The organism is Fimbriimonadaceae bacterium (genome assembly GCA_019638795.1).
In the GTDB taxonomy this organism is placed as follows: Bacteria; Armatimonadota; Fimbriimonadia; order Fimbriimonadales; family Fimbriimonadaceae; genus JAHBTB01.
Map to the genome: position 1 here is coordinate 57,858 of JAHBTB010000003.1, position 25,276 is coordinate 83,133.

A 25,276-nucleotide genomic window follows, 5' to 3' on the forward strand; every position below is an offset into this window, starting at 1 on the left:
AAAGGTAAAAACGCGGGATGCAACGGTCCTTCTTCCTTGCCGCGGTCATCGCCGTCGCGGCGACCGCCGTCGCCCAGCTTCCTGAGCCGAAGGGCTTTTCGATCCGGCGGCTGACGGACTACCCGCTCGTGCAGGGGTCGAGCCCCAGCGGCGCGGCGATGAGCCCCGACGGCCGCCACATCGTTTTCAGTTGGAACAAGACGGGCCAGCGGATGAAGGACACATGGGTCGTGGACTTCCCCGACGGTGAGCCGCGACAGATCGTCGCCAGCAAGGACATCCCCCGCTTTCCCATGCAGGAGGACAAGCGCACCGCCCTGCAGAAAGAGGAGTCGGAGCTTTATGACGGGGGCATCGGCGGCTACCGCTGGTCGCCCGACAGCAAAGAGATCATGTTCTCCTACCGGGGCCGGACGTGGCTGATGAAGCCGGACGGCAGCGGGCTGCACGCCCTCTTCGACACCCAGGAGCAGGTGGGCGGCGCCCAGTACTCCCCCGACGGCAAGGCGATCTCCTTCACGCGGGGGGGCGACGTCTACCGCTACGACCGGGCGACCGGCCACGTCACCCAGCTCACCTTCCTGCCCAACGGGCAGAGCGTCGGCGGGGTCTGGTGGTCGCCGGACAGCAAGACGCTGGCCGTGCAGTGGCAGGACAGCAGCCGGATCGGCCGCCACGTGATGATGGACTTCACGAAAGACCGCGCCGAGGTGGTGAACATCAGCCGGGGCTGGCTCGGCGAGATGGGCCAGAACGTGCAGGTCGGGTTTGTGCCCGCCACGGGCGGGGCGATCAAGTTCGTCCCCGGCATCCCGCGCTACACCTGGATCACCGACGCGGCATGGTCGCCCGACAGCCGCCGCTTCGCCTTCTTCCGCATCGACGAGTCTTTCCAGAAGGCGACGATCGCCGTCTGCAACCCGGCCACCGCGCTGCGCTACGACTGCTACGAGGAGAAGGCCCCCAAGAACTACATCCCCGACTTCCGCAAGCTGGACTGGACGAGGGACAGTTCCAAGATCCTGTTCACCACCGACATCCTGGACGGCAAGTTCGGGTACCGCAGCCTGCTCGCCGTCGACCCCGCCGGGCAGCATGTCGAGAAGGTCTATGCGAAAGACCACGACATCGCCGGGTTCATGCGCCCGAAGGACAGTGACCGCATCGTCTTGGCCACGTTGGCCCGCAACCCCCTCTACATCGACGTCACGGTCTTGGAGCCGGACGGCAAGACCACGACGCACACGGTGTATGAGGACGGCGTGACGACTCCGGCGGCGTTTGACGACGCGACGATGCCCCTGGTGAGCGACGACGGCACCAAGATGGCCAGCCTGGCGAGCAACCCCACGATCAATTCCGAGCTCTTTGCCCTGGAGCCCAAGCTCAAGCGGATCACGACGAGCCAGTCGGAGGACTTCAAGAAGATCGAATGGGCCGACGTCAAGCAGGTGAGCTTCCCCGGCCCCGACGGGGCGACGATCTACGGCACCCTCTTCACCAAGAAGGGCCTCGACACGAGCAAGAAGCACCCCGCCTTCCTGAGCAACATGTACGCGAACTCAGCCCGGGCGAGCTGGGGCGGGTACATCGAGAACTACGCGGCGACAGAGCTCGACATGGTCGTGCTCAAGGTCAACTTCCGCGCCAGTTGGGGACAGGGCGGCGAGTTCAATTCCGGCTATGCCAAGTCGATGGGGATCATCGACACCCAAGAGGCGGTGGCGGCCAAGAAGTACCTGGTCAGCCTGGGCTACGTCGACCCTGACCGCTGCGGCGTGTGGGGCTGGAGCTACGGCGGCTTCCTCACCGACATGATCATGCTCTCCGCGCCGGGCGAGTTCGACACCGGCGTCGCCGTGGCGAGCGTGACGAACTGGAAGAGCTACAACGAGTGGTACACCCGCCGTCGCCTGGGCTTGCCCAAGGACAACGAGGAGGTCTACAAGAAGACTTCGCCGATCAGCTACGCCAAGGGCCTGAAGGGCAACCTCTTCCTGATCCACGGCATGCTCGACGACAACGTGCTGTTCCAGGACGTCGTGCAGCTCACCGAGCTGATGATCCGGGAGGACAAGCACTTCGACGAGTTCTTCTTCCCCCGCTCTGACCATGGCATCAGCCGCGTCCACGAGAGGCCGCTCGTGTGGGAGAAGCTGCTAGGATACTTGTACACTAAGCTGAACCGTCCTAAGGAGTGACTATGAACAAACCCCTCGTCCGGACCGCGGCCCTTGTCGCCGCCGTCGTCGCCGCCGGCCTCACCGTCGGCCAACAGAACAACGCCACGGGCAAGCCCCTCGCGATGCCCGCCGACAAGGTCGTCACCAAGGCGACCAACCAGGCCCAGCGGGACAAGAAGAACGTCCTCGTCATCTTCCACGCCTCCTGGTGCGGTTGGTGCAAGAAGCTGGAGGCGGTCATGGCCGACCCGACCGTCAAGCCGTTCTTTGACAAGTCGTTCGTGACGACGCACCTCGACGTGCTGGAGAGCCCGGACAAGAAGTACCTGGAGAACGCGGGCGGCGAGGCCCTGCTGGACAAGTGGCACGGCAAGGACGAGGGCATCCCCTACTTTGTGGTCCTTTCGCCCAAGGGCGAGGTCATGGCCGACTCTCGGTTCGCCGGCAAGGGCGGCAAGCTGAGCAACATGGGTTGCCCCGCCGAGCCCGAGGAGATCGACGCCTTCATCGCGATGATGAAACGCACGGCCAAGGTCTCTGCCGCCGACGAGAAGGCCCTGAGGGCTCGGTTCGCTAAGGTGAAGTCGGGCGGCTGACGAGGCGGCCCAACCACTCGACCACCGCCCCCGCCACCACTTCGGCCCGCTTGGACATGAGCGGGCCGACGTGGCTCATGCCGCGGTATTCGTGGACAGCCGCCCCCGCCCATCGGGCGAGGGCCAACGAGTCCGCGGGCGGGACGTCGGTGTCGGCGTCACCGACCACGACCAGAGTCGGACACGACGGCTTCGCGCACGGCACCCCTCGGCGCAGGGCGTCGATGACCGACCCCGACTCGTCACGCCACCGCTTCCAGGCGTACTGGACCATCGCCTCGTCACTGTCGGGCATGGCGTCCACGGTGTCCTGGAGCGGCCCCCCCGCCCACTTCACGACCGGCGGGCTGGGAGCACCGGCTCGGCGACTGCCGACCCCGGCAGGGGCGACCGCGTTCACCAAGACGACGGCGGCGGGCGACTTCCCCTCGGCCGCCTTCAGGACGAGCGGCCCGCCCATACTCGCGCCGACCAAGACGAACCGGCCCTGTCGAGGGAGCCAAGACTTGACCTGGCGCACGTAGTCGGAGAAGGTGGTCTTGGCCAAGCCACCCTTGGCGGGCACCAAGTCGCGGGCGACGACGGGATACCCGGCCCGTTCGAACTCACGCTTCCAGACCACGTATTCCCAGCCGCCGCCTCCCGCACCGTGGACCATGACCACGGTCGGCTTCATCAACGCCTGTCCCATCACCACGAGCGGCACCACGAGCATGTCTACACCTTCAAGTTGAAGACGACGGGGGCATGGTCGCTCGGCTTTTCCTTGCCCCGGGCCTCCTTGTCCACCCAGCACCCCCCCGCCGAGGCGAGGAGCGGTTCCGTCACGTAGACATGGTCGATGCGCCAACCCAGGTTGCGCTCAAAGCTCATCGGGATGCGGAAGTCCCAGAAGGTGTAGTAGCCCGGGTCGTCTCCCTGCAGGCGGAACACGTCCGTCCACCCCCACTCCTTGATCCGGGCCAGCCGGGCGAACTCGTCGGGGTGGTGCCCGACACCGCCGAGCATACGGGCCGAGTCATAGACGTCGGCAGGGGTCGGGGCGATGTTCATGTCGCCGAGCCACACGGCCTTGTCAGAGGGGGACGCGACCTCCGAGCAGAACGTGGCGAACTGGTCGAGCCAGGCCAGCTTGTACTCCCACTTGTCGGTGCCCACGACCGTCCCGTTGGGGACATAGGTGTTGACGACCAAGACGCCGTCGAACAGGGCCCTGACGACGCGGCAGTCGTCGGCCCAACCGGCTGAATAGCCAAAGACGACGTCTTGGGGCGGGGCCTTGCTCAGGAAGGCGACCCCGTTGTACGTCTTTTGGCCATGGAACACGACGTGGTACCCCGCCGCCTCCAACTCGGCCCGTGGGAACTTGTCGTCCTCGACCTTTGTCTCCTGCATCGCCACGACATCGGGCTGCGCCTCCTCCAGCCACTCCAAGACCCGAGGTAACCGGGCACGGACGGAGTTCACGTTGTAGGTGGCCAGACGCACCCCGTCATTGTGGTCCAGAATGTGCCCGTGCGCGGACCGGTGGTCGTCGTGGGGGGTGGGGCGGCGGGCATCGTCGCCGCGTGGCGGGCCGCGTCCCTTGGCGCACCGGTCTTGCTCCTGGAAAAGACTTCCCGGCTCGGCACCAAGATCCTCATCTCTGGTGGCGGGAAGTGCAACGTGACCCACGCCGGCACGGTCGAGGAGGTCCTGCGCCCGTTCCCTCGGAACGAGGCCGTGTTCCTGCGTCCCAGCTTCTATCGGTTCCCGCCCGACCGGATCGTCGCCATGCTCGCCGACCGTGGCCTGACCCTCTACACCCGACCGGACGGACGCATGTTCCCCGACGGGGCCGACGCCAAGGACGTGGTCGCCCACCTGGCGGCCTATCTCGACGCCGTCGACGTCCGGCTCGAAGCGCCGGTGACTGGCATCGTCCCCGGTCAGGGCGTGCGGTGCGACGGGCACCTTGTCGAGACGCGGCACGTCGTCTTATGCGTCGGCGGAAGCAGCTTTCCCAAGACCGGCACCACGGGAGACGGGTTCGCCTGGGCCCGCACCGTCGGCCACCGGGTGGCCCCTGTCCGCGCCGCCCTCGCGCCGGTGGAGTTCCAGGGTGTCACCAGCGACCCTTGCGCCGGGGTCGCCCTGCGTGACGTATTGCTCCGTGCCCGCCAGAACGGCAAGGTCATCGACAAGTGGCGGGGGGACGTGCTCGTCACCCACCGCGGCCTTTCGGGGCCTGCCGTCCTCGGCATCACCCGGACTGTCGCCGCGCGGTGGGACGAGGGGCCGGTGGACTTCGAGGTCGACTTGGCCCCGGACACCGGATTTGAGGCCCTCCAGGCTGACATCACCCGATGGAAGACGGGCGACCCCAACGCCAAACTGGCCCGGGCCCTGGAGGAGTTCGTCCCGACCCGGCTCGTCACCCGGCTGGTCGAGTCGGCCAGCCTCAACGGGGCGACGACGGCACAACGCCTGACCAAGAAGGACGCCAACAAGCTGGTGGAGACGCTGAAAGCCTGGCGGCTCGGCCGCGTGGCCAAGGTGCTCTTTGACAAAGGCGAGGTCGTGGCGGGCGGCGTCAGCCTGGACGAGGTCGACCCGCACTCCATGCGGTCTCTCAAGGTGCCGGGGCTTTACCTTGCCGGCGAGGTCCTCGACATCGCCGGCCCGGTCGGCGGCTACAACCTTCAGGCTGCTTGGTCGACCGGGTTTGTCGCGGGCGAGTCGGCCGCCCAAGACTGGCTCACTTCTTGAAGACTTTCCGGAACAGGTCGGTCATCAGCGCCCACGAGTTTTTGTCTGCTTCGGCGTTGTAGGCCATTCCCCGCGAAGGGTCGTTGCCCGCCATGGGTTGGGTGAAGCCATGGACGGCCCCCTTGTACCACACCATTTGGTAGTCCACGTGGTGGCTCTTGAACTCGTCCTCCATCGCGGCGATCTTCTCCGGGCTGCTCGAATGGTCCTCGGTGCCGTGCAGGACGAGGATCTTGCCCTTGATCTTCGCGCCGTCGGCCTTGTTCGTGCTGTCCAACCCGCCATGGAAGCAGACGGCGGCCTTCACGGGGGCCCCCGTCCGGGCCAGCTCCAAGGCCCCGGTGCCGCCGAAGCAGTAGCCGATGACCGCCGTCCGGGCCTTGTCGACGTGCGACTGGGCCAGCATCGCGTGGTACCCGGCCAAAAGCCGCTCACGGAACAGCTTCCGGTCGGCGTTGCGGTACTTGCCGGCGAGTTGTCCGGCCTGGGCACCGTTCACGCCGGCACGGACGCCCTTGCCGTAGATGTCGCAGGCAAAGGCGACGTATCCCAACTCGGCGAGCTGCCTCGCGCGCCCCTTCTCATAGTCGCTCAGGCCCGTCCACTGATGCACGACCATCACGGCGGGGACGTTGGCCTTCAGGTTTTTGGGATAGGCGACGTAGCCCTGGCACGTCACGTCGCCGTCCTTGTAATCGACGTCTTTGGCGACGATCTGCGGGGCCATGACGGCATGGAGGGCAAGAAGAGTCAACATACACCTATTCTAATGCCCCTCTCCCGGAAAATCTCCGGGCAAGGACGCCCGTTTGTCAGAACGTTGCGTCATCAGGCGGCCTTGCGGGGGCGGGCCCATTGCCCGACCATCCCGCCAAAGACAACGGTCCAGGCCGCGACGGCGGCCCACAAGAAGACACGCGGAATGCCCATCAGAAAGCCGAGCCCCAGCACGGTGTCCATCTCATAAGTGGCGACGGTGTACATCCCCAAGGGGAAGACGGCCCCCCAATACTGAGGGTCGTAGACCAACGGAAACCGACGGATGACGTGCCGCCAAATCCCCAAGACAACGAGCATCGGTATCCACCATGTGCCCGTCACCCAAAAGAACACAGTGAAACCCTTCATAAACGGTGCGAGTGACGCAAGGATCGGCAATTCCGGGGCGTTCCTGATCAGGAGAGAACCCGCTAATGTCGAGATCGCCATGGCTCCCATGTTGATCCAGTAAGGCGGCGCTAGGTCGCCGGGCGAAAACTTGAAAAAAGTGTAACGATAAAAGATCAAAGAGATCATCCAGATGTACAACATGCCACCGGCAAGCCAATAGGAGACGGCGATGAAGTTGGTCACCGTCCGGTGAGGCTCGGCCATATAAGGTGCGAGCAAGGCTCCGAGCACCGCGATGGCTTGGGTCGCCACGACGGTAAGGAGCCAAGCCCCCGTGATGCCTTCGTCAAGAGACGGCTTGTTCTCCTTCACCGTGAAGGCGGTGAATATGGTGTAAGTCAACACGACCCAAAGGACGATGCCCGCCGCCCACAGGCCCACGGCGACCGGGAAGTTACCGCCGATCCGGATGTACTGGCTACCGAGGACGCATGTCGCCGCCACCCAAGTGAAGAACCCGGGGCCCTTGCGGTGGTCGACCAAGTCTTCGATCATCCGCCTCGGAAACCACAGGAGTCGCAGGCCGTTGAGCACGACAAGCACGACATAGGCGATCGAGTTGAAAACGAAGAGGGCCTGGGGCAAGACCGGCAGCTGGAAGCGAAAAGTGGCGATGGAGACAATTCCCGTCGCCATGACGAGCGCGAAGTACGCGGGGGTCAGGTCCCTTACCATCGACCTGATATCCCAAGACCTGCTTGGCATGTTGGCCAAGTATGGCCGCTAGGAGGCCCGGGGCGGCATGCGTCGTCCCGGGCCTTAAACGTTCTCAGTTTTTGGCTGATCGGCGGCGTGCCACCAGCCCTAGGAGGCCGAGACCCAAGGCCATCGTCGCCGGCTCGGGCACCGACTCCGTTTTGAAGTTCGGGCCGAAGTAACCGACGATGCCGTTGCTGCTCGTCGGCGGTTGTAAAAAGTTACCCACGGCAAATTGGTCGACACCATACGTGATCCGGGGGTCGACCCACAAGGACGCAGGCGACCACGCGTATTCGTCCACAAGTCCACTGCTGCCCATGATCACGTATTCACCAGGCAGCAGGGGGGTCGGCGCGCAAGCCGTATACCGGAAACCTGAGTCCAGAGGGTCGCCTGGCGCGACGAAGCCTGCGACAAGAAGGGTTAACGAACTGTCGTAGATACCGACCTCATGGCCTTCGACAAGGTCGTCACCGGTGTAGTCGTAGTAACCCAAGGCTTGGACGAGGACGGGGACGTTGACGGTGAAAGTCCAACCTAGTGAGTAGCCAGTGCCATTGTTCCAAGTGGTCGCCGGGTCAGGCACGATGTCCACCATACCGATGGCAAACGCCCGCGTGCACGAAACGGCAAGAAGTGAGGCAGCAATCAAACGTTTCATTATCTGTCACCTATTATCAATCAATGCGATGCACAGACCGATGCACGGATTGTCCTTCGGAAAATGACAATTGTCACCAAACAAGAACACCAAACCAGTAGTTTTACGAGGTTGCTAAAGCACTCGCGACGAGGTGAGTCGAGGAGGGTCAAGCTAGGAGCGTCCGGGCCCGGGCCGACCCAAAGGCGGTATAGTCGCGACGACGTGGGTAGGCTGGCCTTTTGGCTCTGCAGGGTGTTTGTCGCGGTGCTCCTTGTCGGCACCCAGGTGCACCTCTGCCTGCCCGAGTACGCCACGGCGACGGGCGACCCGTGCACCAAATGCCAAGGCCTGACCGACAACATAGCCCAGCCTCTGGGAGACTTTGCCCTCGTCGGCGCCCACGGCGACTGCCACGACTGTTGCTTTGTCAAGCCTTGCGACGACCACCAGCCACCACGGCCGGTGTCGCCTTCCAGCCCCCTGGTCTGGCAATGCCTGGCTCCGTGCCAGTTTGAGTTGACTTTGCCGGTCCTCGACCAAGACGACTTGCCCTCGTGGGGCGCCGTCGTCACCCACTTGGCCACCGGGCCCCCGCGCGCCACCACCCCCCGCGCCCCTCCTGCTTCCTGACTCTGAGCACGCCGCCTGACGCCGACGCGTCGGGCCCCGTCCCCATTTCAGGAACCAGAAGCAACCTTGAGAACCACTGTCACATTCGTCCTGCTCCTCGCCGCAGCCGGCGCAGGGGCCCAGTCCCTTTCACTCACCGAAGCCCTTGCCCAGGCAAGGCACAACCGACCCGCCGTCCATGCCGCCCGCCTCAACACGGAGCGGGCAAGACTCTCCGCCCGCGCCGCGGGTGCCTACCCCGGCCCCACGTTCGGACTGGGCCAGTCCAGTCAGCCCGACCTCGGTGCGACCGACCAAGACCTCTACGTGTCCCAGCCTCTCGACATCTTCGGGCGGGTCGCCGCCTCACGGGCCGTGGGCCGCGCCCAGGTGGCCGTGGCCCAGACGGAAGAGCGACAAGCCCTCCTTGAACTGCAGGACGAAGTCATGCGCGCCTACGTCGAAGCGGTGGCCGCCACCCGGCTTTCTGCCGCGGCCGAGGCCCAACGGTCTGTCGCCGAGTCTGTCCACCAGGCGACACGCCGACGCTTTGAAGAGGGACGCGTCCCCGAAGTCCAGGTGACCCGGGCCGAGATCGAGTTGGAGCGGGCCAAACAGTCTGCTCTTCTCCGCAAATCGGCCTTAGAGGCGGCGTTGACACGCTTGGCGGCGTCCGTCGGGCAGTCCAGCCCCGTGCCCGCGGTCGATGTCGCCCCAAGCCTGGTCGACCCGGCCGTGAGCCTGGACGGCCGCCCCGACATCCAGGCCCTTGAGGCCAAGCGCCGGCTCACCGAGGCGGAGGCCACCACCACCGCCAAGAGCCACTTGCCCGAGATCGACCTCGTCGGCCTTCGCAGCCCATGGCGCGGCGACGAGCACACCGTCGGTGTCAGGGTCCAGTTGACCTGGTCACTCAACCCCGGACGAAGTCGGGACGAGCAGGCCGCGGCCCGCAAGGCCGCCGAGGCGGACGCCAAAGCCGCTGAGGACCTCCGGCGCCGGGCACAGGCCGAACTCGGAGCCGTCGACATCGAGGTCGCGGCGGCCCGCCGGCAGGTGGAGTCTCTCGAAGCGGTCAGGCAAGCGGCCTCTGACCTCGTGAAGAAGTCTCAGGTCGGCTACTCCAACGGCTACAGCACCCTTCTCGACGTCCTCGAAGCGACACGGGCCGTCCGTGAGATCGACGTGGACCTCGCAGAAGCCCAGCTGCGGCTTGACCTGGCCCTGGTCCACAAGCACACCGTCGGCGGCAAGCTGGTCGAGGTGGCCCGGTGAAGTTCCTCGCTCCCATCTTGGCCACCGGCCTCCTCCTCGCCGGGTGCGCGTCCGCCCCGCAAGCGAAGACCGAGGAGCATGGTCACGACGAGGGTCATGCCGAGTCGGGCCACGTGGCACTGGACGCCGAGCAACGCGAACTCGCGGGCATTGAGACTGCCGTCGTGTCGTCGCGCCCGGTCCGGGCGACCCTCGACGTGCCCGGCGTCGTCAACGCGACGACCAAAGGCAGCGCCTTGGTCACCCCGCCCGTCGCCGGTCGGGTGGTCTCCATCAACGTCGGCCTCGGCGACACCGTGCGGCAGGGGCAGGTCCTCGCCACCCTCGAGTCACCTGAGCTTGCCCAAGCCTGGTCTGGCGTCGCCGAATCCGAGCGGATCCGCGACAGCGCCGAGGCGTCGGTGAAGGACGCCAAGGCCGATGTCGAACTCGCCCTTGCCAAGCTTGCCGCCAGCCAAGCCCAGTTGGCCCGCCAGCGCGACCTCGCCCGGGCCGGCGCCTTCAGCCAGGCTCCCGTCCAGCAGGCCCAGAGCGAACTGAACGACGCCCAAAGCGAGTTGCTTGCCCTCCAAAAGGAACAGGCCTCCCACGCCGAGGCCGTCCGACGCCTTGAGAACTTGTACCGCGACGGCATTGTCTCGCGCGCCGACCTCGACGCCGCCCGGCTCGAGTCCCAGCAGGACTTGATCCGGGTCGACCGCGCCCGCTCCCGTGTCGCCAACGCCAAACAGACGTTAGCCCGCGAACAAGACATCGCCTCGCGCGGACTCCTGAACGCCAAGGAACTCCAGGGTGCCGAAGCCGACGCGAAGGCGGCCCAGATCGAAGTCGACCGGGCCCGGGTGCGGGTCAGGTCGGCCGAAGCGGCCCGGACCAACGCGGAGAAGGCGGTCAGCATCGCACGGGCGACGTACCGGTCCACCAGCGCCGGGGGAGGTTCTGGAGGTCGAGTCTCCTTGGTCGCCCCGATCTCGGGGACGGTGACGAACCTCGCCGTGACCAAGGGCCAAGCGGTCGACCGCACCCAGGCGCTCATGACCGTCGAAGACCTCGCCTCGGTCTGGGTCACGGCCAGTGTTCCCGAGGCCGACGCGGCCAAGGCCCGTGTCGGCGCGGCGGTATGGGTCACCGCCGCCGCCCTACCGGGTCGCGAGTTCCAGGGCGTCGTCCAGGTCGTCGGCAGCCGGGTCGACCCCAAGACGCGGTCGGTGCCGGTGCAGTGCCTGGTGACGGGTGCGGCCGGCGCCCTTAAGCCCGAGATGTTCGCGACGGTCAAGGTCGCCCTCGGAGCCAGCTACGAGGCCCTCGCCTTGCCCGCGTCCGCCCTGGTCAAAGACGGCAAGAAGACTCTCGTCTTCGTCGAGCATGAGGGTGAGTACGAAGCGGTCGAGGTCGAACCAGGGCCCGAGACCGAGGGCTACGTCGTCGTCAAGTCGGGCCTCAAGGCCGGGCAGACCGTCGTCGTCAAGGGCGGCTTTGTCCTGAAGAGCGAGATGGAGAAGGACGAACTCAAGGGGCACGAGCACTGATGCTCGAACGCCTCTTGCGGTTCAGCCTCACCCAGAGGTTCTTCGTCATCGTCGGCACATGCCTCCTTGTCGGGATCGGCGCGGTCTCGTGGAGGCGGCTCAACCTGGACGCCGTCCCCGACGTGACGACCAACCAGGTCGTCGTCAACACCGAGACGGGCGGCATGGGGCCCGAGGAGGTGGAGAAGCTCGTCACCTTTCCCATCGAGACGGCGATGGGCGGGTTGCCCGGTGTGGACAACGTCCGTAGTCTCAGCCAGTTCGGCTTGTCCCAGGTCACCGTCACCTTCCACGACAATGTGGACACCTACTTCGCCCGGCAACTGGTCAATGAGCGCCTGAACGGTGTCAAAGGCCAGTTGCCGGAGGGTATCGAGCCGCCCCAGATGGGCCCGGTTTCGACGGGATTGGGCGAAGTCTATATGTACGCCCTTGAGTCCGAGACCCGGAGCCCGATGGAGCTCCGCACCCTCCAAGACTGGACCATCGCCCCCCAACTGCGGACCGTCCCCGGCGTCGCCGAGGTCAACGCGGCCGACGGCAGTGTCAAGGAGTACCAAGTCGTCGTCGACCAACGCGCCCTGCTGGCCAGGGGCCTGGCCGTAGACGAGGTCGTCTCTGCCCTCCAGCGGAACAACCGTAACGCCGGTGGCGGCGTGCTGGAACAGAACGGCGAGCGGATGCTCGTGCGCTCCGTCGGCATGGCGACGACAGTAGGCGACATCGAGCGGACAGTGGTGAAGTCCGAAGGCGGGGTACCCGTCCTCGTCCGCGACGTGGCGACGGTCCAGCTGGGCATCCCCACGCTCACCGGCGTGTCCACGAAGGACGGCCGCGAGGCGATGGTCGGGGTCGTTCTTATGCTCAAGGGCGCCAACGGCCGCGACGTGGCCAACGCGGTGCACCAAAGGGTCGAGGATATCCGCGACCAACTCCCCGACGACGTCAAACTCACGACCACCTACGACCGGTCTCATCTGGTGGACGAAGTCCTCCACACCGTGGCCAAGAGCCTTCTCGAAGGTGCCGCGCTGGTCGTGGTCGTGCTTGTCTTGCTCCTTGGCAACGTGCGGGGTGCCGTGGTCGTTTCGCTCGCGATCCCCCTCGCGATGCTCTGCGCGGTGGTCGGCATGCAAGCCTTCGGCGTCTCAGGCAACCTGATGAGCCTTGGAGCGATCGACTTCGGCCTGATCATCGACGGGGCGGTCGTCATGGTCGAGAACGCGGTGCGCCGCTTGGCCGAGGCAAGGGAGCATAAGGGGACGACCCTGACCAGGGCCGAAGTCAGGCAGAGCGTGTGGGACGCCGCCAAGGAGGTCGCCAAACCGACCGCCTTCGCCGTGTCGATCATCACGGTCGTCTACCTGCCCATCCTCACCCTGGAGGGGACGGAGGGCAAGATGTTCAAGCCCATGGCTCTGACCGTGGTCTTCGCCCTCCTTGGCGCATTGGCCCTGACGATGACCTTCGTCCCCGTCCTTGCCAGCCTGGTGCTGTCGGGTGACACCCGCGAGGGCCGGAACCCGGTGATGGCGTTCTTCAGCCGGATCTACGCCCCCGTGCTGGACTTCGCCCTCAGCCGCCGCGGGGTCGTGACGGGCGCGGCGATGGCGGTCTTGGCCGTCGCCGGTGTGGTCGGCGGCCGACTGGGGTCGGAGTTCGTGCCTCAACTCGACGAAGGCTCGATCGTCATCCAGCCGGTCCGTGTCCGCACCGTGGACGTCGCCCAGACGATCAAGCTGGTCACCGCCTACGAACGCAAAGTGCTGGAGGTACCCGAGGTGATGACGGTCTTCTCGCGAAGCGGCACCCCCGAAGTCGCCACCGACCCGATGCCGATGAGCCTGACCGACAGCTTTCTGATGCTCAAGCCCACCAACCAGTGGCGGAAGGGCATGACGAAAGCCAAGCTTATCGAGGAACTCGAGGCCAAGGTCAGCGAGGTTCCGGGCCAGGGCTACAACTTCACCCAACCGATCCAGATGCGGTTCGCCGAACTGGTGTCGGGCGTGAAGGCGGACGTCGGGGTCAAGGTCTTCGGCGACGACCTCGGCGAACTCAAGGCCAAGGCGGACGAGATCGCGGACGTCCTCCGCGGGATACCTGGGGCCCAAGACGTCGAGGTCGAGCAGGTTGACGACGTGCCCGTCCTCCAAATCGAGATAGACCGCGACGCGACCGCGCGCCTCGGCGTCACCATTGACGAGATCCAGGAACTGATCGAGGTGTCCCTCGGTGGCAAGCCCGTCGGCCAAGTCGTGGAGGGTGACAAGAGGTTCGATGTCACCGTCCGTCTGCCGGAGGCCCAACGGAAGGACGCCGAAGCGGTGAGGCGGGTGCTGGTCGAGACGCCGGACGGCGGGTCTGTCCCGCTCAGCGCCCTGGCCCGGATCGACGACGTCCCTGCCCCGGCCCAGATATCCCGCGAGTCGGGTAAGCGCCGTGTCGTCGTCCAACTCAACGTCAGGGGGACAGACCTCGGTTCGTTTGTCAACCGGGCCCGGGCGGAGATCAAGGAGAAGGTCAAGCTCAAGGAAGGCACTTACCTCACCTGGGGTGGCCAGTTTGAGAACCTCCAGCAGGCGTCCCGACGCCTCGCCGTCGTCGTGCCATTGGCCCTGGCGATGATCTTTGTCCTGCTGTTCACCACCTTTGGGTCGCTGAAGCAGGCTCTCCTCGTCTTCACCGGTGTCCCCTTGGCGGTGACCGGAGGAGTCGTGGCGCTGGCCGTCCGTGGCATGCCGTTCAGCATTGCCGCCGGGGTCGGTTTCATTGCGCTCTCCGGCGTCGCGGTGATGAACGGTCTCGTGATGGTCTCGGCGGTCAACCGCCTGAGGGCCGACGGGCTGGGTGTGGTCGACGCGGTGAGGACGGGGGCGCGGGAACGCCTCCGGCCCGTGCTGATGACGGCCCTCGTCGCCGCCCTCGGGTTTGTCCCGATGGCGTTCAACACCGGCATCGGAGCGGAGGTCCAACGACCCCTCGCCACCGTCGTGGTGGGTGGGATCCTCACCGCGACGGTGCTCACCTTGGTCGTCCTTCCGTCGCTCTACGCCATGTTCGAGCGGGACTGACACCGACCCGGGCCGGAGGCGACCGCACCTCCGGCCCAAGGGCCGGCCCCGTCAGAAGACCTTGACCAGCACGGCGCTGTGCCTGGGCACCGTGGCCGAGTACGACCCCGAGAAACCGCCGAGGTCACGCGCCCGCCACAGGTCGCGGACCCGGTGGCGACCCGTCAGCTTGAGGTCGCCAAACTTCGCTGTGACCGTCGCCGGCTCCTCACCCCGGTTGAAGAGACCGACGGCCGTCGACCCGTCGGCAAGGGGCCGCGCCCAAACCTCGGTCTGACCGTCGACGGCAATGCGGGTGGCGGGCTTGCCCAGTTCGTCTTGGTCGACGTCGATGACGTCATGGTTGGTCAAGAGGTCTAGCGTGAAGCGGTCGATCTGGGTCAAGTCGCAGCCGATCAGTAGTGGTGCGGCCTGGAGCGCCCACATCGTGATGTGGGTCAACTGTTCGTGAGGGGTCAATTTGGTCGAATGGAGCTTCTCGCCCCAACCCAGCTTGCCCACGACCAGCATGTCAGGGTCGTTCCAGTGCCCCGGGCCGCCGCCAGCCGCCCACTTGTCGCCTTGGAACCCGATTCCCGCCATGCTGTTCCAGGTGTCGGTGATGTCACCGGTCGTGCGCCAGCAATTGCCCCCGACCTCGGCGCCCCAATCCCAAACCTTCCCCATCCCGTATTGGCACAGAGAGTAGACGATGTCCCGCCCGCTCGCCTTGAGGAAGCCTCCCATGAGGCGGTACGGCTTCTGGAGGGCGGCCAAATCCGGCTGTGGGGCGACCGAGCTGTAGGAGCACCAGTCGTATTTCAGGTAGTCGACCCCCCACGCCGCATAGGTGTCGGCGTCTTGCTTCTCAAACTTATAGCTGGCCGTGTACCCGGCGCAAGTCTTGGGGCCGGGCGACGAGTAGATGCCAAGCCTCAGGCCACGGGCATGGACCTGCTCGGCCAGGTACGACATGTTCGGAAACTTCTCGTTCGTGCGGATGATCCCGTCCGGTCCCCGGTCGGCCTCCCAACTATCGTCAATGTTGACGTACTGGTAACCGTAAGCCGCCAGGCCGGTCGAGACAAACGACTTGGCTGCGTCGAGTACCCGGTCTTGGGTGACGGCCAACGCCCAGCAGTTCCAGCTGTTCCAACCCATCGGCGGAGTCAGGCAGAGGTTGCCACGGCTGTCGATCCGGACAGTCCGCCGGTCGGTACCACCGGGGCCGGAGACGACAAACACCACCTTGTGGTCCGCCGCGGTCGCGACCGCCCCGCGCACGACCCCGGTCTTTTCGTCCAGCGACAACCCGGCCGGTAGGTTCTCCGCCCGGTAGGTCAGAGGCGCCTTGCCGGTCGCCGGGACACGCCAGACGAAGTCGTGTCCGGCCGTGCAGCCGAGGACCCGGGGGCCGTGGACCTGCGTCTTGTCGCCGAACCCATGGGCGATCTCGGGCAAGGGCTCCGGTGGCGGGACAAAGGCACGGACGGTCTTCTCCCGCCCGCGGGCGACCTTGACCACCGGCTCCAGCCAGTCGCCATGGTCATAGTCGATGCCGTCTCCACCGTCGTCGACGAGGAGGAGCATCTTCTTCGCGCCCTTCAATGGGACGGTGACCCGGGCAGGTTGGTCTCCCTTGCTCATGACCGGCGTCGCCGCGACCTCCTTGCCGTCAAGGACGACCTTGAACGTCACCGAACCCGGTGCCGTCACCTCGTCGTCCACCCCGCACAACGCCGAAAACGACTCCGCCTTACCGTCCAGTTCGACGACAAACCGGCTGACCGCATGGGTGCCGATGCCGCGCTCATACCGGTGGCCCGCGACCGACAGGGGGTGTCCGTCCACGGAAAGGTTGCGATGCACCTCACCCCAGTCTTGGGTGACGTGCCGGAGGTCGAGGTCTTCGATGTGGACCTCGCCACCGGCCATGGCGGCAAGCAAGACGACGCTGAACATGGGTGTCGCCCAGTCTATTGCATCTCATGGAGGTTCTGCCAAAGGGCCGAACGGCCCCTTTTTGCGACTTGGCCGCACCGGCGTCCGTACCGACGGACAAGGCCGTCCGCGACCTGTCAAGGAGAGTGACAAAGATGACCACGATCGGAGACGTCTTGATGATCGTCAGCACCCTGCTGGCCATGGCCTGTGCGACTTGGGCGACCCTGGTGTTCGCTGCGCTGATGTTTCCCGGCAGGACGGCGGCTGCCGCCCTGGAACTGGAAAACCACCCCTTCCGCGCCTTTGCCAGCGGCCTGGCCGTCACCATCGTCGGCTCGGCCGTGGCGACGGTCCTCGTCAGTCTGCCTCTGCCGTTGGTGAAAGCACTCGGGTTCGTCGTCTTCGGCGCCGTCCTCTGCCTGTCCTTCCTCGGAATGGCCGGACTGACGCGCCTCGCCGCCCGACAGGTGAAGGGCGCCGGTGGGCCGGACCAGCCCTTCGCCGGTTATCTGCGGGGGGCCGCCCTTGTCGTCGGCGCCGCTTCGATACCGTTTGTCGGTTGGCTGCTCTTCGCTCCCGTCCTTCTCGTGGTCGGCGTCGGGGCTGGGTTGCGGGCCTTTGTCCGCGCCACCGCGCCCGAACCCTTCGGAGCCGAGGCATGAACGTCTCACGTCGGGCCGCCCTCGGTCTTCTGGGGGGTTCGGCAGTCGCCCTGGCCGGCTGCGACCGGATGGCCCGTGGCGTCCGTGAGTTCACCAAGTCGAGCCCCGAGCCCCCGCGACCCGGCCAAGAGCAAGACGCCAGGTTCCTCAACCGGTTTGGCTACGGGCCACGACCCAGCGACGTCGCCGTCCTGGCCACGAAGGGCCGGGAAGCCTGGCTTGACGAACAACTCCGTCCTGGAGACGAGCCCCTGGACGTCCAGCTCATGGTCCGTCGACTGGACATCGAACAGCTCGGCCCATGGGACTTGCGCGATTGGAAGCGGGAGGCCGTGCTCGCCCAGATGCAGCAGAAGGCGATCATCATGGCCACCTACTCCCCGTGGCAGTTGCGCGAGCGCATGGTCGACTTCTGGACCAACCACTTCAACATCTACACGGGCAAGGGCCTGGCCGTCTACCGCAAACCGATGGACGAGCGCGAGGTCGTCCGCAAGCACGCCCTCGGCAAGTTTCCCGACATGGTCCGGGCCAGTTCGCGGTCCACGGCGATGCTCGTCTTCCTCGACCAGCAGAACAGCACTGCCGCGCACCCCAACGAAAACTACGCCCGCGAACTGCTGGAACTCCATACCCTCGGCGTCCACGGCGGATACACCCAGAAGGACGTCATGGAGGTCGCCCGGTGCTTGACCGGCTATGACGAAGAGCGCGGGTTCTTGCGCAAGAAGGGGTCGTTTGTCTTCCGTCCGGAGCTCCACGACAACGGTGAGAAAGTGGTCCTCGGACATCGCATCCCGGCCGGTGGTGGCGAGTCGGACGGCGACCGGGTCGTTGAAATCGTCACCCGCCACCCGGCCACGGCGCGGTTCATCGCCCAGAAGCTGTGCCGGTTCTTTCTCGGCGACGACGGCAAACTGGCCGAGGAAGCGGTCGCCGAGGCATACCGTGCGACCGACGGAGACATCCCCTCGATGATCAAGGCGGTCGCCAGCCACCCGGCGGCCCTAGGGGGCCGTCCGGTGGTCAAGCGCCCCTTCGACTATCTCGTCTCGGCCCTGCGGGCGACGGACGCCCAAACGGACGGGGGGACGGCGGTCCAGAAGCACCTGGCCGACATGGGCCAGCCCCTTTACCAATGGCCGATGCCCGACGGGTTCCCCGACCGTACCCGGGCTTGGACAGGTTCCCTGCTCGGACGGTGGAACTTCGCCTTCGACCTCCTCGCCGGACGGCTGGACAGGACAAGCGTCGACGCGGCCGCCCTCCTGCGCCGGACCGGACTCGACCCGGTCGGCTGTGTCTACGGTGTGGCGGCGGGTTCACCCGTCGCCGATCGTGTCCGGGATGCGGTGGCCGGACTCCCCACGCCCGACGCCCTCGCCCTAGCCCTCGCCGCCCCGGAGTTCCAATGGCGATGAACAACCTGACGAGTTGGTGCAGTTGTGACGGGGCCGGTGGCCTCGACCAGACCGCGACATGGACGCGACGGGCCCTCGTGTCAGCCGGTGTGAGTTGGTTGGCGGCCCGGTCGGCCCTGGCCCAAGCGACGTTCGCCACCGACCGGCAAGACCGGCACGTCTTGGTCGTCGTCTTCTTACGCGGCGGGGCTGACGGCCTTCACCTCGTCACGCCGTACTTTGAGGACGACTACTACCGCGCCCGACCGGCACTCGCCACCCGCCCTCCCGGGGACAAGCGCGGCGGCCCGACGTGCGTCGACCTAGACGGTCGCTTCGGCCTGCATCCCACTTTGGCGCCCCTCCAGCCGGCATGGCAGGACGGCAGTCTGGCTGTGGTCCATGCGGTGGGTAGCGGCGACACCACCCACTCCCATTTCGAGGCCATGGCGACCATGGAACGGGGCCTGACCAACCAAGCGGACCTGGCCTCGGGCGGGTGGCTGGCCCGCCACCTGGAGACCCAGGCCGGGGCGACATCCCCGATGCGGGCGGTCGCCTGGGGGTACACGATGCCCGAAAGCCTGAGTGGCGCCACCGGGGCAACCCTTGTCGAGACCCTGGCCGAGTACCGCCTCCGAGCGGGTGACGGTGCGGCCCGCGAACGGCTGCACCGGCTCTACGCCGAGGCCCACGACCAACTCGCCGAAGCCGGGTCGCGTACCCTCGGCGTCCTCAAGACTCTGGACCGGCTGGATCCTAAGGACTACAAACCTGAACATGGGGCGACATACCCTGAGACCCCGACCGGCAAGGCGATGCGTGAGGTGGCGTTCCTCGTGCGGCAGAAGGTCGGCCTCGAGATCGCCTGCCTCGACTCGGGCGGGTGGGACAGCCACGTCAACCAGGCCTACCTCGTCGAGCAGATGGGCGACCTCGCCAAGACGTTGGCCGCGTTCCGACAAGACCTCGGCCCCGAGACGGCCCGGGTGACCGTCATCGTCCAAAGCGAGTTTGGCCGGCGCGTCGAGGAGAACAGCGGCCTCGGCACCGACCACGGCGCGGGCGGCGTCCTCTTCGCCATGGGCGGCGGCGTCCGCGGCGGCAAGGTTTACGGCGATTGGCCCGGACTCGGACGCGGCGACCGCACCGGCCCCGGGGACCTGCGGATCACGACCGACTACCGCACCGTCCTCGCCGAAGCCCTGGAGCGAAGGCTCGGCAACTCTGCCGTCAAGGACGTGTTCCCCGGCTTGGGTACCCGACGGTTGGGCGTGTTCAGCTAGGTCAGGCCCGGTCTTCGACATGGGCCTCGTCCTGCGGCGCGACGCTCGTGGGACGAGCGAGGTTGTCCCGGACGTCTTGGGCGCGGGTCTCGTCGGCCACCACCGCCGCCACCCGGGACACGACCTCTTTCATCGCTTGGTCTGCTTTTCGGGCCATCAGCGTGAACAACCCGAGACCGGTGCCGAGGATCCCCAAGATCGCGACAAGCCCGCCGACAAGGTGTCCCTTGGCGATCATGCCCGCTCCCAAGACAAAGGAGAGGATGATCGCGGGGTACATCCCGGCCATAAAGCCGACGAAGGCGCTGTGCTTGCCGGTGACCTTGGTCTTGCCGTCGCGGGAGACGACCGTGATCGGCCCGAAGGCAAACCCCTTGGAGACTCGGGCGGTGAGCGACCGCCCCACCTGGCTTGAGCCAGAAAAGTTGGAGTTCATGTTCGGTGTGCCCAACTCGGGCATCACCACGTCGAACCGCTCGGGGTCCAGTTCTCCGTCCACCACCGCCTCATGCGTGTGGGAGAGTGGTATGCCCAGGAACCGGACCCCCTTGTCTTGGCCCTGGCTGACCCGCACTTGGTCGATCGCCGCGTCCACGTACTTGGGGTCGATCCCCAGTTCGGTAGCCATCTTCACCAGCTGGTCGCGAGAAAGGCCGTTGGCGTCGGCGGTCCCGGCCAGGGCGCCCTGCTGCTGCAAGTCGACCGCCTTCATCAGGATGTCCTTGACCTGCTGTTCGCTATAGGTGCGCTGGTGCTCCATTCCGACCCCTTCAATTTACGACACGGCGACCCAGAGGGGTTGCGGACGTCCGTCAGGCGTTTGGTTTCGGCCCGTTTCGAAACCCGTCGCAGGCGTCCCAGGCCGACACGGCCCCTGTCGGCACCGGCCCCGACGGACTGCTCGCGGCAAACGGAAGCAAGTTGCCAAGCCAGGCCGGTTCCGGTCCCGGTGTCCAATCGCCGAACTCCCGCCCGACAAAACCTGTGTCGAACCGACCCGCGGCAAACTCCGGGTGTTCCAAGACGTCGAGCAAGAACGCCACGTTTGTCTTGACCCCCAGGACGTGGGTGTCCCGGAGCGCCGCGCACAGCCGTGCCAGGGCAGCGGCACGGTCGGGCCCGTGGGCGACGACCTTCATCACTAACGAGTCGAAGTGACGGCTGATCTCCGACCCTTGTCCGTAACCAGTGTCCACGCGGACGCCGGGGCCTTGGGGCAGGGCCAGCCCGACGATCCGGCCGACGCTGGGAACAAAGCCGTTGGCGGGGTCCTCGGCGACGACACGCGCCTCCACCGCATGACCGACCAACCGGGTCCGCTGTCCGGCGAGGAGTTCGGGCCCGATATCCAACCGCTTGCCGTCGGCCACGTCGATCTGGGCGCGGACGAGGTCCCATCCGGTCACGGCCTCGGTCACCGGGTGCTCGACCTGGAGTCGGGCGTTCACCTCCAAGAAGTAAAACTCCCCGCTAGCCTCGTCGAACATAAACTCCGCCGTTCCTGCCCCCACGTAACCGGCGGCGCGGACAAGGGCGGTGGTCGCTTCCCGCATCCGGTGCCACAGGTCGTCGGTCATGACCGGCGAAGGGGACTCCTCGACCAACTTCTGGTGCCGACGTTGGACGCTGCACTCGCGCTCGAACAGGCACACCACCTGGCCGTGGGTGTCAGCGACAAACTGGACCTCGATGTGGCGGGGGTCGAGGACGAGCTTTTCCAACATCATCGTCGGGTCGCCGAACGCCTTTTGGGCCTCGTCTCGGGCGAGGGCGAGGGACTGGTCGAAGTCGTCTGGGCCCGTCACCGCCCGCATCCCCCGGCCTCCACCTCCCGCGCTGGCCTTGAGCATCACCGGATAGCCGACGCGACCCGCCGCCTCGCGCAATTCGTCGTCCGACGCGCCGGGCTCAAAGAGCCCCGGAGTCACCGGCACGCCGACGGACACAGCGAGCCGTTTCGCGTCGATCTTGGCCCCCAGCAGCTCCATCGCTTCCGGGGACGGGCCGATGAAGGTGACCCCGGTGTCCCGGCAAGCCCGGGAAAATGACGCCCGCTCGCTGAGGAAGCCATAGCCAGGGTGGAGGGCGTCGGCCCCGCTCACCCGACAAGCGTCAAGGACTTTGGCCACGTCCAGGTACGACTCGGCGGCGGTCTCACCACCCAGGCGGACGGACTCGTCGGCGAGTTCCTTGTGCATCGCCTCTCGGTCCGAGTCGGAATAGACCGCCACACTCCGAAGTCCGGCCTCGCGGACGGCCCGGATGACGCGCACGGCGATCTCGCCACGGTTCGCGACCAAGACCTTGCGCATCAGAGCTCCACCACAAAGCTGGCCTTGCGCTTTTCCAGGAAGGCGGCGACGCCTTCGACACCTTCAGCGCCGGCCCTCGCGTCGGCAAGCAGGGTCGCCGCCTCTTCGGCCGTCAACGGGGCGGCCTGTGCCAAGGCCTTGCACGAGGCGACGGCCTCCGGCCCGCACCGCAGGACACCGGCGACCACCTCGTCGACCTTGGCGTCCAACATGTCCAGGTCCACCGCGTGGTGGACCATGCCGATACGCTGCGCCCGGTCCGTGTCGAAGACTTCCGCGGTCGTGAAGAGCGCCCGCGCATGGCCTGCGCCGATTTTGCCGACCACATAGGGCGAAATCGTCGCGGGGACAAGCCCGAGTTTTGCCTCGCTGAAGGCAAACAGGGTGCCATGGGCGGCGACGGCGACGTCGGCACAACAGACAAGGCCGGAACCACCTCCAAAGGCCGCGCCATGGACCTTGGCGACGACGACGGCCGGCGACTCCACCAGACCTCGGAACAGACCGGCAAGAGAAACGGCGTCGGCGATGTTTTGCTCGCGGGTGTAGGTCGCCGCCCGTCGCATCCACTCCAAGTCGCCGCCCGCGCAGAACGCCTTTCCCGCCCCTTCGATGACGATGACCCTTGTCCCTGCCGGTGCCCCGCCGACCGCGTCGGCCATGGCGGCGATGAGCCGGTCGTCCAAGGCGTTGCGGACTTCGGGCCGGTCGAGGGTCAGGCGCAACACCGCGCCGTCCTGCGTCACCTGGAGCATGGCCCAGTATGGCAGACCCCTTGGTCGGCGGAAGCGTCGCTAGGAGCCCGGAATACCCGGCTCGGTGAGCAAGGCCGGGTCAAGGGCTTTGCCCAAGGTCTCCTCGTCGACCAACCCCTTCTCGCGGACGACCTGAGGGATCGGTTTCTTCTCCTTGAGCGCGGTCTTCACGACGTCGGCGGCAGCCTTGTATCCGATCAGGGGGTTTAGGGCCGTCGCCAGGCTGGGAGAAGTCTCCGCGTAATGGCGGCACGTCTCCACGTTGGCGGTGATGCCGACCACGCAGTTGTCGGTGAAGGTGTCCAGCGTGTTGGCCAAGATCTTGAGGGCAAACTGGGCGGCAAACGCCATCCCCGGCATCATCACGTTCAGCTCAAGTTGGCCGGCCTGCACGCAGTAGTCCAGGGTCTGGCACTGCCCGAGCACCTGGAACAAGACGATGTTGAGGTTCTCCGCCATGCTCGGGTTGACCTTGCCCGGCATGATGCTGCTGCCCGGCTGGACCGGTGGCAGCACGATCTCGGCCAGGCCGGTGAGTGGGCCAGAACACAGCAACCGCAGGTCGTTGGTGATCCGGGTGAGTTCCAGGCACAAGAGGCGGAGGCCGGCGGCGAGGGCTCCCATGCACATCTGGCTCTGCATCGCCTCGCGCATGTCGGGGCTGTTGCGCCAATCATTGCCGGTGTACTCGCGCAGGTTGGCCACGACCTTGAAGCGGTACTCGGGGTGGGTGTTGAGCCCGGTGCCTGCGGCACTCCCGCCGATCCCCAACTCTTCCAGTTCTTCGGCGGCGTTCTCCAGCCACCGGCGACAACGGCGGACGCTCACCGCGTAGGCGGTGAACTCTTGACCGAGACGGACGGGCACCGCGTCCTGGAGGTGGGTGCGCCCGCTCTTCAGGACGTTGTCAAACTCGACCCCCTTGGCGGCCAGGGCGTCGGCGAGGCGGTCCACCTGGTGGAACAGCGGGTCGAGCAACAGCCGCGCCATGATCCGCATCGCGGTCGGGAACGTGTCGTTGGTGCTCTGCCCATAGTTGGCGTGGTCGTTGGGGTTGACCAGCTTGTACTCGCCGAGGTTGCCTCCGAGAATCTGCTCGGCCCGGTTCGCCAACACCTCGTTGACGTTCATGTTGAAACTCGTGCCCGCCCCCATGTGGAAGACGTCGACCGGGAACTGGTCGCGGTACTGGCCCCCGAGGACCTCGTCGGCCGCCTGGACCAAGGCCCGGCCTTGGTCACCGTCCAGAAGGCCAAGGTCGGTGTTCGCCTGCGCACAGGCCTTCTTCAGCAAAACGTAGGCGTCGACCATGCGGGGGTGCTCGGTCAAGCCGCTGATCTGGAAGAGACCGCGGCTCCTCTCCGCCTGACTTCCCCAATAGGCGTCCGAGGGGACAAGGACGTCACCAAGTGAGTCACGTTCGACGCGGGTGGACATGGGGCCAGTTTATTCGGCACGGGCCGGGGTCACGGGCCCGCATCAGTGGGCACTCTTCACCGTTTTGGACTTCCTGGCCGTCTGAAGGATGTGGCCCCGGGGCTTCGCGGGGCCGGCTCTTCCTGAGTGTTGAACAAATGAAACACGTCCCTGTCGCCCTTTGGGCGGTTGCCGTGCTGGGTGTCTTGGCGTCGGTCGGTGCACAGTTCGCCGAATCGTCACTCTCTGCCCGGGCCAAGTCCACCCAGATCGTCAAGGTCACGGCGGCTGACAAGCTCCTTGGCGGCCCCGGCTATGAGGTGGTCGGCCCCCCCGAAGACATGGTTGTCGACGTGCCACAGGCCACCCTGGATCAGCGAGGCCCGGGCGGTGAGGTCCTTCTCGACCGCGAGAAACTCACGAAGCTCAAGGTCTATCCGCTCCGGATGAAGTCGCTCTTGGCGTTCACCGGTGCGGTCAAATGGGCCGGGGCCATTGTTGCCGCTTCGTTCGGTGTCGCCGGCTTCCTCATTGCAAAAAAGTTGAAAAAAAGTCCCTCTCCCTGATCTTCGTCGATTTATTGCAACAAACTAGCAATATGAACGCGGGCCGGGTGGCGGTGGGGACAGTGCTGACGTCGTTGGCCGCCCACATCCCTTGTTGCGGCCCCAGCCTGGTCCTCGCCTTCGGGAGCGCGTCCATCAGCGCTGGCTGGCTCATGGCCTTGGAGGCGTATCGGCCCCTGTTCCTCGGCGTTTCGTTCGTCACCCTCGCGATAGGCTTCGTCTTGGCGTACCAGAAGCCCAAGGTCTGCCCCAACCACGGGGTCGTCTGCGAAGGCCACGTCCGCGAGCGCAAGGTGAGGATCGTCGTGCAGTGGGCCGTCGCGGCCTTGGTCGTGTCGGTCGCCTTGCTTCCCCACAACCATGACCACCATGCCGGAGAGCCCGGCGACGGCGCGCCCGCCGTCGCCGCCCGCTGAGCCATACTGGGGCG

The 25,276-nt window shown here is 66.3% G+C and carries 22 protein-coding genes; 12 read left to right on the forward strand and 10 right to left on the reverse strand.

Going from position 1 to position 25,276, the window contains the following annotated elements:
* The first annotated feature begins 17 nt into the window (after window positions 1-17).
* Together KF857_05255 and KF857_05260 are read left to right on the forward strand one after the other, a co-directional pair.
* The gene (locus tag KF857_05255; GenBank protein MBX3111399.1) at window positions 18-2,201 is read left to right on the forward strand and encodes a S9 family peptidase; all 2,184 of its coding nucleotides are present in this window, start codon (window positions 18-20) and stop codon (window positions 2,199-2,201) included.
* Window positions 2,202-2,203: 2 nt separating this feature from the next.
* Window positions 2,204-2,779, forward strand: coding sequence for a thioredoxin family protein (locus tag KF857_05260; protein MBX3111400.1), 576 nt, complete (start codon window positions 2,204-2,206; stop codon window positions 2,777-2,779).
* On the opposite strand, the gene KF857_05265 is transcribed toward KF857_05260, so the two are convergent.
* Complete coding sequence (locus tag KF857_05265; GenBank protein ID MBX3111401.1) at window positions 2,757-3,494, reverse strand: alpha/beta hydrolase; 738 nt, start codon at window positions 3,492-3,494, stop codon at window positions 2,757-2,759. The two genes, KF857_05260 and KF857_05265, sit on opposite strands and share 23 nt — an antisense overlap.
* Before the next feature lie 2 nt (window positions 3,495-3,496).
* Entirely contained in the window at window positions 3,497-4,267 is a 771-nt protein-coding gene (gene xth / locus KF857_05270) for an exodeoxyribonuclease III (protein MBX3111402.1), read from the reverse strand.
* Window positions 4,268-4,294: 27 nt separating this feature from the next.
* Between xth and KF857_05275 the strand changes: the two genes are divergently transcribed.
* Window positions 4,295-5,527: an aminoacetone oxidase family FAD-binding enzyme gene (locus tag KF857_05275; GenBank protein MBX3111403.1), complete on the forward strand. Its 1,233-nt coding sequence runs from the start codon at window positions 4,295-4,297 to the stop codon at window positions 5,525-5,527.
* Here KF857_05275 and KF857_05280 read toward each other — a convergent pair.
* The 3 genes from KF857_05280 to KF857_05290 form a co-directional block, all read right to left on the reverse strand.
* Complete coding sequence (locus tag KF857_05280) at window positions 5,517-6,284, reverse strand: dienelactone hydrolase family protein (protein ID MBX3111404.1); 768 nt, start codon at window positions 6,282-6,284, stop codon at window positions 5,517-5,519. The two genes, KF857_05275 and KF857_05280, sit on opposite strands and share 11 nt — an antisense overlap.
* 71 nt (window positions 6,285-6,355) lie before the next feature.
* Window positions 6,356-7,402: a tellurite resistance/C4-dicarboxylate transporter family protein gene (locus tag KF857_05285; GenBank protein ID MBX3111405.1), complete on the reverse strand. Its 1,047-nt coding sequence runs from the start codon at window positions 7,400-7,402 to the stop codon at window positions 6,356-6,358.
* A gap of 64 nt (window positions 7,403-7,466) precedes the next feature.
* Window positions 7,467-8,057, reverse strand: coding sequence for a PEP-CTERM sorting domain-containing protein (locus tag KF857_05290; GenBank protein ID MBX3111406.1), 591 nt, complete (start codon window positions 8,055-8,057; stop codon window positions 7,467-7,469).
* A 204-nt stretch (window positions 8,058-8,261) separates the two neighbouring features.
* Here KF857_05290 and KF857_05295 point away from each other — a divergent pair, with 204 nt between their 5' ends.
* The 4 genes from KF857_05295 to KF857_05310 all read left to right on the forward strand — a co-directional run bounded on the left by KF857_05295 (window position 8,262) and on the right by KF857_05310 (window position 14,526).
* The gene (locus KF857_05295) at window positions 8,262-8,669 is read left to right on the forward strand and encodes a hypothetical protein (GenBank protein MBX3111407.1); all 408 of its coding nucleotides are present in this window, start codon (window positions 8,262-8,264) and stop codon (window positions 8,667-8,669) included.
* Between the two features lie 66 nt (window positions 8,670-8,735).
* Window positions 8,736-9,923, forward strand: coding sequence for a TolC family protein (locus tag KF857_05300; protein MBX3111408.1), 1,188 nt, complete (start codon window positions 8,736-8,738; stop codon window positions 9,921-9,923).
* Window positions 9,920-11,452 carry an efflux RND transporter periplasmic adaptor subunit gene (locus KF857_05305; protein MBX3111409.1) on the forward strand — a complete coding sequence of 511 codons (1,533 nt, stop codon included), beginning with the start codon at window positions 9,920-9,922 and terminating at the stop codon, window positions 11,450-11,452. Before KF857_05300 ends, KF857_05305 begins: the two co-directional genes overlap by 4 nt.
* Window positions 11,452-14,526, forward strand: a complete 3,075-nt coding sequence (locus KF857_05310) for an efflux RND transporter permease subunit (GenBank protein ID MBX3111410.1) — start codon at window positions 11,452-11,454, stop codon at window positions 14,524-14,526. The genes KF857_05305 and KF857_05310 overlap by 1 nt, the downstream gene beginning before the upstream one ends.
* A gap of 51 nt (window positions 14,527-14,577) precedes the next feature.
* On the opposite strand, the gene KF857_05315 is transcribed toward KF857_05310, so the two are convergent.
* On the reverse strand, window positions 14,578-16,467 hold the full coding sequence (locus KF857_05315; protein ID MBX3111411.1) for an NPCBM/NEW2 domain-containing protein: 1,890 nt from the start codon (window positions 16,465-16,467) through the stop codon (window positions 14,578-14,580).
* A gap of 134 nt (window positions 16,468-16,601) precedes the next feature.
* Between KF857_05315 and KF857_05320 the strand changes: the two genes are divergently transcribed.
* The 3 genes from KF857_05320 to KF857_05330 are packed head-to-tail and all read left to right on the forward strand — an operon-like array spanning window position 16,602 to window position 19,797.
* Window positions 16,602-17,111, forward strand: a complete 510-nt coding sequence (locus tag KF857_05320; protein MBX3111412.1) for a hypothetical protein — start codon at window positions 16,602-16,604, stop codon at window positions 17,109-17,111.
* Entirely contained in the window at window positions 17,108-18,532 is a 1,425-nt protein-coding gene (locus tag KF857_05325; protein ID MBX3111413.1) for a DUF1800 domain-containing protein, read from the forward strand. Before KF857_05320 ends, KF857_05325 begins: the two co-directional genes overlap by 4 nt.
* Window positions 18,529-19,797 (forward strand): DUF1501 domain-containing protein, encoded by a 1,269-nt coding sequence (locus KF857_05330; protein MBX3111414.1) that lies wholly within the window; start codon window positions 18,529-18,531, stop codon window positions 19,795-19,797. Before KF857_05325 ends, KF857_05330 begins: the two co-directional genes overlap by 4 nt.
* A gap of 1 nt (window position 19,798) precedes the next feature.
* Here KF857_05330 and KF857_05335 read toward each other — a convergent pair whose 3' ends face one another.
* The 4 genes from KF857_05335 to KF857_05350 are packed head-to-tail and all read right to left on the reverse strand — an operon-like array spanning window position 19,799 to window position 24,301.
* Entirely contained in the window at window positions 19,799-20,557 is a 759-nt protein-coding gene (locus KF857_05335; GenBank protein MBX3111415.1) for a hypothetical protein, read from the reverse strand.
* Window positions 20,558-20,609: 52 nt separating this feature from the next.
* Window positions 20,610-22,109 carry an ATP-grasp domain-containing protein gene (locus KF857_05340; protein MBX3111416.1) on the reverse strand — a complete coding sequence of 500 codons (1,500 nt, stop codon included), beginning with the start codon at window positions 22,107-22,109 and terminating at the stop codon, window positions 20,610-20,612.
* Entirely contained in the window at window positions 22,109-22,864 is a 756-nt protein-coding gene (locus tag KF857_05345) for an enoyl-CoA hydratase/isomerase family protein (GenBank protein MBX3111417.1), read from the reverse strand. The genes KF857_05340 and KF857_05345 overlap by 1 nt, the downstream gene beginning before the upstream one ends.
* 39 nt (window positions 22,865-22,903) lie before the next feature.
* The gene (locus KF857_05350; GenBank protein MBX3111418.1) at window positions 22,904-24,301 is read right to left on the reverse strand and encodes an aspartate ammonia-lyase; all 1,398 of its coding nucleotides are present in this window, start codon (window positions 24,299-24,301) and stop codon (window positions 22,904-22,906) included.
* Between the two features lie 137 nt (window positions 24,302-24,438).
* Here KF857_05350 and KF857_05355 point away from each other — a divergent pair, with 137 nt between their 5' ends.
* On the forward strand, window positions 24,439-24,846 hold the full coding sequence (locus tag KF857_05355) for a hypothetical protein (protein MBX3111419.1): 408 nt from the start codon (window positions 24,439-24,441) through the stop codon (window positions 24,844-24,846).
* A gap of 32 nt (window positions 24,847-24,878) precedes the next feature.
* Window positions 24,879-25,262 carry a hypothetical protein gene (locus KF857_05360; protein MBX3111420.1) on the forward strand — a complete coding sequence of 128 codons (384 nt, stop codon included), beginning with the start codon at window positions 24,879-24,881 and terminating at the stop codon, window positions 25,260-25,262.
* The last annotated feature ends 14 nt before the right edge of the window (window positions 25,263-25,276 follow it).

What these genes read in the sequence shown, in the direction of transcription:
- KF857_05255 (MBX3111399.1), top strand. Translation starts at nt 18, where the DNA reads ATGCAACGGTCCTTCTTCCTTGCCGCGGTCATCGCCGTCGCGGCGACC.
- KF857_05260 (MBX3111400.1), top strand. Translation starts at nt 2,204, where the DNA reads ATGAACAAACCCCTCGTCCGGACCGCGGCCCTTGTCGCCGCCGTCGTC.
- KF857_05265 (MBX3111401.1), bottom strand. Translation starts at nt 3,494, where the DNA reads ATGCTCGTGGTGCCGCTCGTGGTGATGGGACAGGCGTTGATGAAGCCG.
- KF857_05280 (MBX3111404.1), bottom strand. Translation starts at nt 6,284, where the DNA reads ATGTTGACTCTTCTTGCCCTCCATGCCGTCATGGCCCCGCAGATCGTC.
- KF857_05285 (MBX3111405.1), bottom strand. Translation starts at nt 7,402, where the DNA reads ATGCCAAGCAGGTCTTGGGATATCAGGTCGATGGTAAGGGACCTGACC.
- KF857_05290 (MBX3111406.1), bottom strand. Translation starts at nt 8,057, where the DNA reads ATGAAACGTTTGATTGCTGCCTCACTTCTTGCCGTTTCGTGCACGCGG.
- KF857_05310 (MBX3111410.1), top strand. Translation starts at nt 11,452, where the DNA reads ATGCTCGAACGCCTCTTGCGGTTCAGCCTCACCCAGAGGTTCTTCGTC.
- KF857_05315 (MBX3111411.1), bottom strand. Translation starts at nt 16,467, where the DNA reads ATGTTCAGCGTCGTCTTGCTTGCCGCCATGGCCGGTGGCGAGGTCCAC.
- KF857_05320 (MBX3111412.1), top strand. Translation starts at nt 16,602, where the DNA reads ATGACCACGATCGGAGACGTCTTGATGATCGTCAGCACCCTGCTGGCC.
- KF857_05325 (MBX3111413.1), top strand. Translation starts at nt 17,108, where the DNA reads ATGAACGTCTCACGTCGGGCCGCCCTCGGTCTTCTGGGGGGTTCGGCA.
- KF857_05330 (MBX3111414.1), top strand. Translation starts at nt 18,529, where the DNA reads ATGAACAACCTGACGAGTTGGTGCAGTTGTGACGGGGCCGGTGGCCTC.
- KF857_05335 (MBX3111415.1), bottom strand. Translation starts at nt 20,557, where the DNA reads ATGGAGCACCAGCGCACCTATAGCGAACAGCAGGTCAAGGACATCCTG.
- KF857_05340 (MBX3111416.1), bottom strand. Translation starts at nt 22,109, where the DNA reads ATGCGCAAGGTCTTGGTCGCGAACCGTGGCGAGATCGCCGTGCGCGTC.
- KF857_05345 (MBX3111417.1), bottom strand. Translation starts at nt 22,864, where the DNA reads ATGCTCCAGGTGACGCAGGACGGCGCGGTGTTGCGCCTGACCCTCGAC.
- KF857_05350 (MBX3111418.1), bottom strand. Translation starts at nt 24,301, where the DNA reads ATGTCCACCCGCGTCGAACGTGACTCACTTGGTGACGTCCTTGTCCCC.
- KF857_05355 (MBX3111419.1), top strand. Translation starts at nt 24,439, where the DNA reads ATGAAACACGTCCCTGTCGCCCTTTGGGCGGTTGCCGTGCTGGGTGTC.
- KF857_05360 (MBX3111420.1), top strand. Translation starts at nt 24,879, where the DNA reads ATGAACGCGGGCCGGGTGGCGGTGGGGACAGTGCTGACGTCGTTGGCC.